At 52.1% G+C, this 12,992-nt stretch carries 14 protein-coding genes; 6 read left to right on the top strand and 8 right to left on the bottom strand.

Annotated elements, in window-relative coordinates; translation table 11 throughout:
• Nucleotides 1-347: 347 nt before the first annotated feature.
• Nucleotides 348-914, bottom strand: a complete 567-nt coding sequence (gene gmhB / locus FAZ14_RS05250; RefSeq protein ID WP_029456116.1) for a D-glycero-beta-D-manno-heptose 1,7-bisphosphate 7-phosphatase — start codon at nucleotides 912-914, stop codon at nucleotides 348-350.
• Nucleotides 915-1,093: 179 nt separating this feature from the next.
• Here gmhB and metN point away from each other — a divergent pair, with 179 nt between their 5' ends.
• From metN to proS, 6 genes are all read left to right on the top strand, one after another.
• A complete protein-coding gene (gene metN, locus FAZ14_RS05255) occupies nucleotides 1,094-2,125 on the top strand; it encodes a methionine ABC transporter ATP-binding protein MetN (RefSeq protein ID WP_153508163.1) in 1,032 nt (343 codons plus the stop codon).
• The gene (locus tag FAZ14_RS05260) at nucleotides 2,118-2,771 is read left to right on the top strand and encodes a methionine ABC transporter permease MetI (RefSeq protein WP_153508164.1); all 654 of its coding nucleotides are present in this window, start codon (nucleotides 2,118-2,120) and stop codon (nucleotides 2,769-2,771) included. Before metN ends, FAZ14_RS05260 begins: the two co-directional genes overlap by 8 nt.
• A gap of 65 nt (nucleotides 2,772-2,836) precedes the next feature.
• Nucleotides 2,837-3,652, top strand: coding sequence for a MetQ/NlpA family lipoprotein (locus FAZ14_RS05265; RefSeq protein ID WP_012885935.1), 816 nt, complete (start codon nucleotides 2,837-2,839; stop codon nucleotides 3,650-3,652).
• Between the two features lie 114 nt (nucleotides 3,653-3,766).
• Nucleotides 3,767-4,174, top strand: coding sequence for an Rcs stress response system protein RcsF (rcsF, locus tag FAZ14_RS05270; RefSeq protein ID WP_012885936.1), 408 nt, complete (start codon nucleotides 3,767-3,769; stop codon nucleotides 4,172-4,174).
• Nucleotides 4,171-4,878 carry a tRNA (N6-threonylcarbamoyladenosine(37)-N6)-methyltransferase TrmO gene (tsaA, locus tag FAZ14_RS05275; RefSeq protein WP_016940399.1) on the top strand — a complete coding sequence of 236 codons (708 nt, stop codon included), beginning with the start codon at nucleotides 4,171-4,173 and terminating at the stop codon, nucleotides 4,876-4,878. Before rcsF ends, tsaA begins: the two co-directional genes overlap by 4 nt.
• A gap of 115 nt (nucleotides 4,879-4,993) precedes the next feature.
• Nucleotides 4,994-6,712, top strand: coding sequence for a proline--tRNA ligase (gene proS, locus FAZ14_RS05280; protein ID WP_038905447.1), 1,719 nt, complete (start codon nucleotides 4,994-4,996; stop codon nucleotides 6,710-6,712).
• A gap of 94 nt (nucleotides 6,713-6,806) precedes the next feature.
• Here the strand turns inward: proS and rpoS are convergent, their stop codons facing one another.
• From rpoS to ftsB, 7 genes are all read right to left on the bottom strand, one after another.
• Complete coding sequence (gene rpoS, locus FAZ14_RS05285; protein ID WP_012885939.1) at nucleotides 6,807-7,799, bottom strand: RNA polymerase sigma factor RpoS; 993 nt, start codon at nucleotides 7,797-7,799, stop codon at nucleotides 6,807-6,809.
• A 53-nt stretch (nucleotides 7,800-7,852) separates the two neighbouring features.
• Nucleotides 7,853-9,079 (bottom strand): murein hydrolase activator NlpD, encoded by a 1,227-nt coding sequence (gene nlpD, locus FAZ14_RS05290; protein WP_153508165.1) that lies wholly within the window; start codon nucleotides 9,077-9,079, stop codon nucleotides 7,853-7,855.
• Between the two features lie 406 nt (nucleotides 9,080-9,485).
• Nucleotides 9,486-10,112, bottom strand: coding sequence for a protein-L-isoaspartate(D-aspartate) O-methyltransferase (locus tag FAZ14_RS05295; RefSeq protein ID WP_016940402.1), 627 nt, complete (start codon nucleotides 10,110-10,112; stop codon nucleotides 9,486-9,488).
• A 128-nt stretch (nucleotides 10,113-10,240) separates the two neighbouring features.
• Nucleotides 10,241-11,296, bottom strand: coding sequence for a tRNA pseudouridine(13) synthase TruD (gene truD / locus FAZ14_RS05300; RefSeq protein ID WP_038925842.1), 1,056 nt, complete (start codon nucleotides 11,294-11,296; stop codon nucleotides 10,241-10,243).
• Nucleotides 11,296-11,793 carry a 2-C-methyl-D-erythritol 2,4-cyclodiphosphate synthase gene (ispF, locus tag FAZ14_RS05305; RefSeq protein ID WP_012885943.1) on the bottom strand — a complete coding sequence of 166 codons (498 nt, stop codon included), beginning with the start codon at nucleotides 11,791-11,793 and terminating at the stop codon, nucleotides 11,296-11,298. The genes truD and ispF overlap by 1 nt, the downstream gene beginning before the upstream one ends.
• Before the next feature lie 24 nt (nucleotides 11,794-11,817).
• Nucleotides 11,818-12,525 (bottom strand): 2-C-methyl-D-erythritol 4-phosphate cytidylyltransferase, encoded by a 708-nt coding sequence (ispD, locus tag FAZ14_RS05310; RefSeq protein WP_153508166.1) that lies wholly within the window; start codon nucleotides 12,523-12,525, stop codon nucleotides 11,818-11,820.
• Nucleotides 12,526-12,527: 2 nt separating this feature from the next.
• Nucleotides 12,528-12,881: a cell division protein FtsB gene (ftsB, locus tag FAZ14_RS05315; protein WP_153508167.1), complete on the bottom strand. Its 354-nt coding sequence runs from the start codon at nucleotides 12,879-12,881 to the stop codon at nucleotides 12,528-12,530.
• Between the last annotated feature and the right edge of the window lie 111 nt (nucleotides 12,882-12,992).

Genomic DNA, 12,992 nt, shown 5'->3' on the forward strand with positions numbered 1-12,992 from the left:
GAAAACGGTGCTCAAAGAATTTACTGTTTATTCGTAATGAATTAACTGTTGTCACTCTTCAAGACTTTCACTAAATAGTTTTAGTGAAGTGTCCTGCGAGTGCCCACACAGATTGTCTGATTGATTGTTAAAGAGCAGTGCGACCGGCCCGAGCCTGCCGTCGCGAGGTGGCGTATACTACGCTTTCCTCATGAAGTGTCAACGATTATTTTCGTTTCCGCTTCCTCACACCGCGCTGCGTTGCCGCTGTTGCCGTGTCAGTGGAAGCGCATTATAGGGATCCGAACGGGTTACACAACCACTTTTTCGATCTTTTTTTCCGTTCGCGCATTTTTCCACCCTTACGGCTATTTTCCATGCTGTTTTATCGTTTTAGGCAGGTCTGCCAGGCTATCAATTACCCAATCAGCCAATTTTTCGCCCTCTTCAGTGAGCGGCTTACCCGTTTTCACCAGGACTTTGGTTCCCACTCCTGCCGCCTGTGCCGCCTGCATATCTTCCATTTTGTCACCCACCATATAGGAAGCAGCCATATCAATATGCAGATGACGCTGCGCGGAGAGGAACATACCTGGCTGAGGCTTACGACAATCACATTGTTGGCGGTACTCTCCTTCACCGGCATCAGGGTGATGCGGACAATAATAGATACCATCCAAATCAACACCGCGATCGGCCAGTGACCAGTCCATCCATTCGGTAAGCTGCATGAACTGGTCTTCAGTAAACTTGCCTCTGGCAATCCCCGACTGATTGGTCACCAACACCAAGGCAAACCCCATTTTTTTGAGTTCATGCAAGGCCTCGATGACCCCATCGATAAATTGAAACTGATCGATTTCATGGACATAACCATGATCAACATTAATAGTACCGTCACGGTCGAGAAAAATTGCTGGAACGCTATTTGCCACTTACCTTTGCTCCTGATGGCGTAAATTGCGCGTAGTATCGCATGTTTTCATTATCAGAGAGAGTACCTCCCCAATAGGATCTCGATTGACTTGGACGTCTAGACGCCTTAACATCCCTTCCACATTGGGCCGGATTATCACGGTTTCTAATCCGGCTATCGGCATCTTTGATAAAACTTATGATTGAACTAATTAATATTACAAAGGTTTTTCAGCAAAAGGGGCGCGCCGTCACTGCACTTGACGACGTCACATTACGCGTACCCGCTGGCCAGATTTATGGCGTAATCGGCGCATCGGGTGCGGGTAAAAGCACACTGATTCGTTGCGTGAATCTGTTGGAAAGACCGACTCAAGGGAAAGTGCTGATCGACGGGAAAGATTTGATGAGCCTGTCGGAAAGCCAACTGACACGCACCCGCCGTCAAATCGGCATGATTTTCCAGCACTTCAATTTGCTGTCCTCACGTACCGTATTTGGCAACGTGGCGTTACCGTTGGAACTGGACAACACTCCCTCATCTGATATCAAGCAACGGGTACATCAACTTCTGGATTTGGTCGGCCTGTCGGACAAACATGATGCTTATCCTGCTAACCTGTCTGGCGGTCAAAAGCAGCGTGTCGCCATCGCCCGTGCGTTGGCAAGTAATCCCAAAGTACTGCTGTGTGATGAAGCCACCAGCGCACTGGACCCTGCCACTACTCGCTCTATTCTTGAATTGCTAAAAGACATTAATCGTCGACTGGGTCTGACCATTCTGTTGATTACGCATGAAATGGATGTCGTTAAACGTATTTGTGATCAGGTAGCGGTGATCAGTGACGGCAAACTGATTGAGCAGGACACGGTCAGCGAGGTGTTCTCACACCCGAAAACGCCGCTGGCACAGAAATTTATTCAGTCTACCCTTCATCTGGATATTCCGGATGATTACCAGCAACGACTGTCACCAACACCTCGCCAGGGGAGCGTACCGCTGCTGAGAATGGAATTCACCGGTCAGTCGGTTGACGCGCCGTTGCTATCCGAAGTGGCTCGCACGTTCAACGTCAACAATAACATTATCAGTGCGCAGATGGATTACGCCGGTGGCGTTAAATTCGGCATCATGCTGGCAGAAATGCACGGACAAGATACTGATACTCAGGCAGCTATCGCATTTCTGCAGAAACACCATGTAAATATTGAGGTATTGGGTTATGTCTGAAGCCATGATCTGGTTGCTGGCCCGCGGTGTATGGGAAACCGTAGTAATGACATTTGTGTCCGGTTTCTTTGGCTTTGTACTGGGTTTGCCTATCGGTGTACTGCTGTATATCACCCGGCCGGGGCAAATCATCGCCAATCCCAAGCTCTACCGCAGTATTTCCGCGCTGGTAAACATCTTCCGCTCAATTCCCTTCATTATTTTATTGGTGTGGATGATCCCATTTACCCGAATCATTGTTGGAACCGCGATTGGCTTACAGGCGGCTATCGTGCCATTGACAGTAGGTGCCGCACCGTTTATCGCCCGCATGGTGGAGAATGCCTTGCTGGAAATTCCAACCGGGTTGATTGAAGCGGCACGCGCTATGGGCGCAACGCCGATGCAGATTATCCGTAAGATTTTGCTCCCTGAAGCGCTCCCTGGGTTGATCAACGCGGCGACGATTACCCTGATTACCTTGGTAGGCTACTCAGCGATGGGCGGCGCAGTCGGCGCGGGTGGTCTGGGGCAAATTGGCTATCAGTATGGCTATGTCGGTTATAACGCCACCGTGATGAATACCGTACTGGTTCTGCTGGTAGTGCTGGTTTATCTCATTCAGTTTTTTGGTGAAAGAACAGTTCGCGCAGTTACTCATAAATAATTGGGTTTTAACATCGCGTTTATCTTCTTCAAGTGCAGGTTAAAAACATTACATAGGGGTAAAAAATGGCAATTAAATTGAAATCTCTCGCCGCAGTGGGTGCGTTGATTGGTGCACTGGCGCTAGCCGGATGCGGTCAGGAGCAGAAGAACCCGAACCACATTAAAGTGGGCGTTATCGTCGGTGCAGAGCAGCAGGTAGCGGAAGTGGCACAGAAAGTCGCCAAAGAAAAATACGGCCTGGACGTTGAGCTGGTGACCTTTAATGATTACGTGCTGCCGAACGAAGCGCTGAGCAAAGGCGATATTGACCTGAACGCCTTCCAGCACAAACCGTACCTCGATCAGCAAATTAAAGACCGCGGTTACAAGCTGGTTTCCGTCGGTAACACCTTTGTGTACCCGATCGCAGGCTATTCCAAAAAAATCAAATCGCTGAGCGAACTGCAAAATGGCGCTCAGATAGCACTGCCTAACGACCCGACAAATCTGGGCCGTTCATTGTTGCTGCTGCAGAAAGTTGGTTTAATCAAACTCAAAGATAATGTAGGTCTGTTACCGACCGCGCTGGATGTGGTTGAAAACCCGAAAAACCTGAAACTGGTTGAGCTGGAAGCGCCGCAATTGCCGCGTTCTTTGGATGACGACCAGATTGCGCTGGCTATCATCAACACCACCTATGCCAGCCAAATCAATCTGACCCCAGCCAAAGATGGTCTGTTTGTAGAAGACAAAAACTCACCATACGTTAACCTGCTGGTTGCTCGTGAAGACAACAAAGACGCAGAAAACGTGAAAAAATTCGTCAAGGCCTATCAGTCTGAGGAAGTGAATCAGGCGGCGTTGAAAGTCTTTAATGGTGGTGCAGTGAAAGGCTGGTAAGTTAATACTTACTTTCTTGCATAAAAGAGATGAAAGACGGGCGCCAGCCCGTCTTGTTATTTTCTGTATAGCTTGCTTCAATAACCGCACTTTATCCAAGCCAGAGGAAAATTTATGCGTGCTGTACCTGTTCTGTTGTTGGCACTTTCGCTAACAGGGTGTTCCCTGCTGCACAAACCCGCTGCGCCTACGCCACAACCTCAGCCCCCTGCGGCAGTAGAACCGCCGCCGAAGCCGAAGCCGGTCGTACATACTGCACCTGCCGTGCTGTATAAAAGTGCCGAAGAATTGGTAGGTAAACCATTCCGTGATATGGGCGAAGTATCGGGTTCGTCCTGCCAGTCAAGTGCGCAAGATACGCCTCCCAGCATTCCCTCTGCCCGCAGAAAGATGCAAAACCGCGCTACCGCCATGAAAGCTAACGCGGTATTGCTGCATGACTGCCAGATAATCAGCAATGTCGCAGGATGCTACCGTCAGGCCGTTTGCCAGGGCACCGCATTGAAAGTTTCCGCGCAATGAACCAATTTTGCTTTAATCAGATCGGCGTTATCCGCTCCCCTTACAAAGAAAAATTCGCTGTACCCCGGCAACCCGGTCTGATTAAGGATGGCGGTGGGGAGTTACATCTCCTGTCGCCTTATGATCAACCCGAGGCCGTTCGCGGGCTCGAAGATTTCAGTCATCTGTGGCTGCTGTTTATTTTCCACCAGACAGCCTCCGCTGGCTGGCGCCCGACAGTCAGGCCCCCACGTCTGGGCGGCAATGCCCGTATGGGCGTATTCGCCACCCGTTCAACCTTTCGCCCTAACCCAATCGGCATGTCACTGGTTGAACTAAAAGCCATTCGCACAGCTCGGGATGGCGTCATACTGGAGCTGGGCAGTCTGGATCTGGTTGATGGCACGCCCATTGTCGATATCAAACCGTATTTACCTTTCGCCGAAAGCCAGCCTCAAGCGCGTGCCGGTTTTGCGCAATTGGCACCCGACGCCGATATGCCCGTTCGCTTTTCCGCCCTGGCGGAACAGCAACTGACTACACGACAACACGCTCATCCCAATTTGCGGCGTTTCATTACCCAGGTGCTGGCACAAGACCCTCGCCCGGCGTATCGCAAAGGGGAAGATGACACCAAAGTGTATGCCGCTCGATTGTTGGAATTTAATGTCAAATGGCAGGTCGTTGACGGCCAAACGGAAGTTATCAGTCTTGATGCCAGTTAAAAAACGCGGCGGCGACTTTTGGGGAACCGCCTGCGCTGGTAAACTAAACCACTTTTTCTGCCTGAACCACACTGTGGTTAATGCTATTTATTTGTTCTGACGGAACTCAAACATCATGCGTACAAGTCAATACATGCTCTCCACGTTGAAGGAGACGCCTGCCGATGCCGAAGTCATCAGCCATCAGTTAATGCTGCGTGCCGGGATGATTCGTAAACTGGCTTCCGGCCTTTACACCTGGTTGCCGACCGGTTTGCGGGTGCTGAAGAAAGTCGAAAACATCGTGCGTGAAGAAATGAATAACGCCGGTGCCATCGAGATTTCAATGCCAGTGGTTCAACCCGCCGACTTGTGGCAGGAAAGTGGCCGTTGGGAGCAGTATGGCCCAGAACTGTTGCGCTTCGTTGACCGCGGCGATCGCCCATTTGTACTCGGCCCAACGCATGAAGAAGTGATTACGGATTTGATCCGTAACGAAATCAGCTCCTACAAGCAGTTGCCGCTGAACTTCTACCAGATCCAGACCAAATTCCGTGATGAAGTTCGTCCGCGTTTTGGCGTCATGCGTGCACGTGAATTCCTGATGAAGGATGCGTATTCGTTCCATACCACCCAGGAATCCTTGCAGGTTACTTACGACGCCATGTATGCCGCCTACAGCAAGATTTTCAGTCGCATGGACCTCGATTTCCGCCCGGTACAGGCTGACACCGGTTCTATCGGCGGCAATGCATCCCATGAATTCCAGGTGCTGGCCAGCAGCGGTGAAGACGATATCGTCTTCTCTACAGAATCGGATTACGCCGCCAATATTGAACTGGCGGAAGCCGTTGCACCAGAACATGGCCTGGGCGCACCAACTCAACCGATGACGCTGGTAGATACGCCGAACGCTAAAACCATCGCCGAGCTGGTCGAACAGTTTACTCTGCCAATAGAAAAAACCGTCAAGACCCTGCTGGTGAAAGCAACGGAAGAAAGCGGCCATAAACTGGTTGCCCTGCTGGTTCGTGGCGATCACGAACTGAATGAAGTCAAAGCAGAAAAGCTGGAACTGGTTGCCAGCCCGCTGACATTTGCTACCGAAGATGAAATCCGTGCGATTGTAAAAGCAGGTCCAGGTTCTCTGGGGCCAGTCAATATGCCGGTACCGGTTGTCGTTGACCGTACTGTCGCCGTCATGAGCGACTTCAGTGCGGGTGCCAACATTGATGGTAAGCATTACTTCGGTATCAACTGGGAACGCGATGTCGCGCTGCCGCAGGTTGCTGATATCCGCAATGTAGTCGAAGGTGATCGCAGCCCGGACGGTAAAGGCACGCTGCTTATCAAGCGTGGTATCGAAGTAGGCCACATCTTCCAGTTGGGTAAAAAATACTCCGAAGCGTTGAAAGCCACGGTACAAGGTGAAGACGGTCGTAACCAGACTCTGACTATGGGATGCTACGGCATCGGTGTTACTCGTGTGATCGCCGCCGCCATTGAACAGAACCACGACGATCGCGGCATTATCTGGCCTGACGCTATCGCGCCGTTCCAGGTTGCTATTCTGCCGATGAACATGCATAAATCCTTCCGTGTGCAGGAAGTGGCAGAAGGCATCTATCAGCAGTTACGTGCAAACGGTATTGATGTGCTGCTGGATGACCGTAAAGAGCGTCCTGGCGTTATGTTTGCCGATATGGAATTGATCGGGATTCCGCATACTATCGTGATTGGCGATCGTAACCTCGATAATGATGAGATCGAATACAAGCACCGTCGTAAAGGCGAGAAAGAGATGATCAAAGCTGGCGATATCGTTGAGTTTTTGTTGTCTCAGTGTGCCCGATAAGGCACGCCATCTCTCAGACACCAAACCTCTGTCGGACATAAAAAATGGTGGGGAAACCCACCATTTTTTTGTGCCATGTTAATTATTGTGCAAGTTATTCGCGGAACAACTCTTCGATGTCCAGACCCTGCACCTGCAGGATTTCACGCAGACGGCGCAACCCTTCTACCTGAATCTGACGAACCCGTTCACGTGTCAGACCGATTTCACGACCGACATCCTCCAGTGTGGCAGCTTCGTATCCCAGCAGACCGAAACGACGAGCCAGCACCTCACGCTGCTTGGCGTTCAGTTCAAACAACCACTTAACGATATTCTGCTTCATATCGTTATCCTGAGTGGTATCTTCCGGGCCGTTATCTTTCTCATCGGCCAGAATATCCAGCAACGCTTTTTCCGAATCCCCGCCCAATGGGGTATCGACCGACGTGATGCGCTCATTGAGGCGCAGCATGCGGTTCACGTCGTCCACGGGCTTATCCAGGCGTTCAGCAATCTCTTCTGCACTCGGCTCATGATCCAACTTGTGGGAAAGCTCACGAGCAGTACGCAGATAAACGTTGAGTTCTTTGACGATATGGATAGGTAAACGGATAGTTCGGGTTTGATTCATGATGGCCCGTTCAATCGTTTGACGGATCCACCAGGTGGCGTAAGTTGAAAAACGGAACCCGCGTTCAGGGTCAAATTTCTCAACAGCGCGGATAAGACCGAGATTCCCCTCTTCAATCAGGTCCAGCAATGCCAGGCCTCGATTGTTGTAGCGGCGGGCGATTTTCACCACCAGCCGCAGGTTACTCTCGATCATACGGCGGCGAGAAGAGACATCGCCGCGTAATGCCCGACGGGCAAAGTAAACTTCTTCCTCAGCCGTCAGAAGAGGTGAGTAGCCGATTTCTCCCAGATAGAGCTGAGTTGCGTCCAGCACGCGCTGTGCAGTTCCTTGCGAGAGCAATTCCTCATCGAGTAGATCGCTATCGCTGGTTTCTTCCTCTGCAAGCGCTTTGTCGTCAAAAACATCGACTCCGTTCTCATCAAATTCAGCATCTTCATGCAACTCGTTAACTTTCAGCGTATTTTGGCTCATAAGTGGCTCCTACCCGTGATCCCATGGCAGGATACCAACATACCCTGCCCGATTTATCGCTGCGGAAGAAAACGCAGCGGGTTTACGGATTTCCCCTTGTAACGAATTTCAAAGTGCAAGCGTACTGAACTGGTTCCGGTGCTACCCATGGTAGCAATTTGTTGACCCGCCTTTACCTCTTGTTGTTCCCGGACCAGCATGGTTTCGTTATGGGCATAGGCGCTCAGGTAGTCATCATTATGCTTGATGATTATTAGATTACCGTAACCGCGTAACGCGTTACCCGCATACACTACACGCCCTGAAGCGGTAGCGACAACGGATTGCCCACGTGAGCCGGCGATATCAATCCCTTTATTTCCCCCCTCTGAGGCTGAGAAATTATCTATGACTTTCCCATCTGTAGGCCAACGCCAACTGGCAATTGCCGTGTTTGTTTGCGTCGGTTCGGTAGCAGGCAACGTAGCTGCAGCCCCTGCCGCAGGCAGCATCTTACCGCCCGCATTCTGTTTACCCGAACCCTCAGAATACGCATTAGTTGGTTGAGAATCAACCTGTGCAGTTTGCATTTGTGTTGACGATGGCGAGGCAGCAGCGGCGTTCGCTGGCAGCATATGACCGCTGCTGTTGGCGGTATTATTTCCCGACAACATACGACTACCACCAGAGGCTTTAGCCGCATTCTCTGGCAACATATGGCCGCTGTCAGACGGGCTACTGGCGACAGGTGCTGAGGTCGTTGTCATGGTCGGTGAACCAGCAACCGCCATACCCTGAGAACCGCCAGACGCATTCATGTTACTGCCAAGACTCAGCGTCTGGCCGACATTCAGACTATAAGGTTCCTGAATATTGTTGCGCTGGGCCAGCTCGCGGTAATCATTACCGGTGATCCAGGCAATATAAAACAGGGTATCCCCACGTTTGACGGTGTAGTTATTGCCGGTATAGCTGCCTTTCGGAATGCTGTTATAGCTACGGTTATAGACAATCTTCCCTTCGCGCGTGGTGACGGATGCCGACGATGCCTCGCTAGCAGAAGGAGTGCTGATACTCGCGGAAGGAAGAGGCTGCGAATTATTTTTCATGCTACTGCCGACGCTCGAAATACGCGGCGGTGGTGAATAGGTGGTCGTGCTGCCCGAACGGCTTCCTGCGTCGTTACCTCCTACGCTGCTGATCGGGGCCGCCTGATTATTGTCATTTGCACAACCAGCCAATCCCAGAGTAATAATCGAACACACAGCGATCTGACGCCAGTTAACGATTTGGCTTCCCATGCGCCAAATTCCCCCTATAACCAAAAATGACGAAATCTGCCCGGCCCCGGCGTTTACTCCTGTCCGGGGTACCCTGATGAAGGGTAGTGAGCATGCCAAACAACGCAAACCGCAGCCACCATTCATCGTCTTCGTCGATACAAACAGGCAATAACCACACAGTGCTGCCTGACAGTCATACCGTACCAATAGGGCTAAGACACGGACAACGACGGCACACAGCCTATCAATATCAATCCGTTATCACCATAAGACAGTTGTATTGAAATTTTAAATACGGATGTTTTACCGATGAATACTGTTTACCAATAGATACTGTTTACCAATGGGTACTGCTTGCCAAATAAGTACTGGTTTGCCGATCAAGACGATCTCATTGAAGATGATGACCGAGAGTGCCACGGTATCAAGCCAGTTCCCCTTTGACCAGCGGAACAAACCGAACTGTTTCCACCGTCTGGACGATAAATTCACCATGACGGTGCACAACCACCTGCAACGTTTGCTGTTGCTCCCCTACCGGCAACACCATAATGCCGCCTTCATCGAGTTGTTCCATCAACGCCGAGGGAATTTCTGGCGGTGCCGCCGTGACAATAATGGCATCGAATGGCCCTTTAGAAGCCCAGCCTTGCCAGCCATCGCCATGGCGGGTGGAAATATTATGCAAATCCAGTTGCTTCAGACGCCTTTTCGCCTGCCACTGCAGGCCTTTAATGCGCTCAACTGAAAACACATGCTGCACCAGATGTGCCAGGATGGCGGTTTGATAGCCGGACCCCGTGCCAATTTCCAGCACACGAGATACCGGCGTCAGCCGTAACAACTCCGTCATTCTGGCGACGGTATATGGCTGAGAAATGGTTTGTCCAGAGCCTATCGGCAGGGCGACATTATCATAGGCTTTATGCTCGAACGCCTCGTCAACAAAGCGTTCACGGGGAACCGAAGCCATCGCCTGCAACAGGCGTTCATCCTGAATTCCCTGCTGGCGAAGCTGTTCCAGCAGCGTCTGCATGCGTTTGTTCACCATTCCCAGCCCGCTCCAGCGTTAGCCCATCTCATCAACTCGCTCCGTCTCCCGATAGCAAAGAAACCGACTGCCCGTCCCGGCATAGCACAGGCGTCTGCGACCGAAAAATCCACCGTGGATCAGACCGATTACCTATTTTCCTGTTGTTCCTGTTGTTCCTGTTGCACAGGAAGCAGCAGTTCCCGCACCACGCTGGTGGCAAAGCACCCCGCAGGCAACCAAAAGTGTAACTCCAGCGTGGTATCATCTTGCCACGACCAGCGCATCTCTTGCGGATACAACATGATAGCGCGACGAGCACTTTCCACCCGTTCACGCGTCAACAATGATAAGAGCTGAGTATGCTCCTGCAAACATTGCTGCTCAAACGACAGCGCCAGCGCTTGCACGCCCGGGTCGCCTTGTCCCGGTAAAGCCGCAGTAATGTGTACATCGCCAGCATTCACTCGTGACTGCGCGTCGTCCAATTCCTCCGGTTTCACCACAAACCAGCTACCGCGACCGGTCAGTTGCAGTGCATCACCCACCAAGACTTGTGTTGGGCCATACGTCGCCAGCCGCGCGCTGGCAATCTGATTAAATAATTCACTGCGCACCGCCGACAGGTAGAAGCTACGCTTACTGCGATCCTTGACCCGAATCTCGTCATTCGCCCAACGGCGAGCCTGCTCAAGATTATTGCCATCGCGGCCAAATCGCTGACTGCCGAAATAATTAGGGACGCCCCCAGCGGCGACCTGTTGCAAACGGGTCTCAACCTCAGCACGGTCGCTAATTTCACGCAGCACCAATCGGAACGCATTGCCACGCAGCGCACCAATGCGCAGTTTACGGCGATGGCGATGTGCTTCAAGAATTTCACACCCATCGAGTGCAAATGCGGACCACTCAGGGTCCTCTTTGCCCGGCAAATGAAGACAGAACCACTGCTCGGTTACCGCATGACGATCTTTTAGTCCCGCATAGCTGACAGAACGCGCCGGGATACCTGCAAATCTGGCCAGTGCTTCCGCCACAAAAATGGTATTACACTCTCGTTTACGAAGGCGTACCAGCACATGTTCGCCATCACCATCTGCGCTAAACCCCAAATCCTCGGCAACGAAAAAATCATCTGGCGACGCCTTGAGTGCCCCTGTTGCGACAGGTTCACCATGCAGCCAAAACAGTGATTCTCGAGCCATCACCATGCCACGACTCCCGCCGCATCGCTTCTGACCAGTAACACGACCGCTTCACAGGCAATCCCTTCGCCACGCCCGGTAAAACCCAGTTGCTCCGTGGTGGTAGCCTTCACATTGACGTCATCCATATGCGATTGCAGATCTTCGGCAATATTGACACGCATTTGCGGGATGTGCGGTGCCATTTTCGGGGCCTGCGCAATGATAGTGACATCCAGGTTACCCAACTCGTAACCTTTATCAGTAATACGACGCCAGGCCTCACGCAGTAATTCACGGCTGTCGATACCGCGATAGGCCGGGTCGGTATCGGGAAACAATTTGCCGATATCCCCCATTGCCGCTGCACCCAGCAGTGCGTCGGTAACGGCATGCAACACAACATCACCATCGGAATGCGCCAGTAAGCCGCGCTCATAGGGAATACGTACCCCACCGATCACCAACGGACCTTCCCCGCCAAATTTATGCACATCAAAACCGTGACCGATACGCATCACTCAGGCTCCTTTATTATCGTGTTAATCATTATCCAGACTGCGCGTCAAATAAAACTCCGCCAGAGCCAGATCCTCCGGGCGTGTGACTTTGATATTGTCTGCGCGCCCCGGAACTATCTGTGGCTGATAACCGCAATATTCCAGCGCCGAGGCTTCATCGGTTATGGTTGCCCCTTCGCGCAACGCTCGCTCCAGACACGAGCGTAGCAGCGCCAGCGGGAACAGTTGCGGTGTGAGTGCATGCCACAGCGCTTCGCGCTCTACCGTGTGGTCAATGCGTCCATCGCGGCTGCGCTTCATGGTATCACGTACCGGGGCCGCCAAAATGCCGCCGACTTCACTCTGCCCGGTCAGGAGCAAGAGTCTTGATAAATCATCCTGATGCAAACAAGGGCGAGCGGCATCATGCACCAGCACCCAATCGGCTTGCTGCACCTGTTGCAGCCCAGCCAGCACCGAGTCGGCTCGCTGGCGACCACCGTTCACCACCTGAATACGGGGGTCCGAAGCCAGAGGCAGTGCAGAAAAATAGGGGTCATCGGCGCTAATAGCGATAATTATCCGTTGAATTCGCGGCTGGCGTAACAACGCAGCGACGGTGTGTTCAAGAATGGTTTTCGTGCCGATGGAGAGATACTGCTTGGGGCGATCACTGAGCATCCGGCTGCCGTTACCAGCCGCCGGTAAAACAGCGACCACCTCAGCCACAGCGTGATTCGGAGTAGACATACCTAGCGAGACATCGATGATGAAGTGGAAGACGTCGGGGAGGATGGCGCAGGTGACGTGCTGCCGCCAGCACGGCGATCAGCCTGATCGGCTACTAAACGATAAAAACTTTCACCCGGTTTAGTCATGCCCAGCTCGTTGCGCGCACGCTCCTCAATGGCTTCCTGACCGCCGTTGAGGTCGTCGATTTCGGCGAACAGCTGTTCGTTACGGGATTTCAGTTTAACGTTGTTGGCCTGCTGCACCGCCACGTCATCCTTCACCCGCACATAATCATGAACACCGTTTTTCCCCAGCCAGAGCGAATATTGCAACCAACCGAGAAGAATCAACAATAATAGCGAAAGTTTTCCCATCCAGCCCCCTGAAAAGCCGCCTAATCATCCCATAACTTTTGTCAGGACTCCACCTCCGCCAGCAGCATTCGTTTCTGGCAGGGAAAAGTCAGGCGTAACCGGTCGGTGACG

Origin of the sequence: Dickeya oryzae (assembly GCF_009372235.1) — a bacterium.
GTDB classification, from domain to species: domain Bacteria; phylum Pseudomonadota; class Gammaproteobacteria; order Enterobacterales; family Enterobacteriaceae; genus Dickeya; species Dickeya oryzae.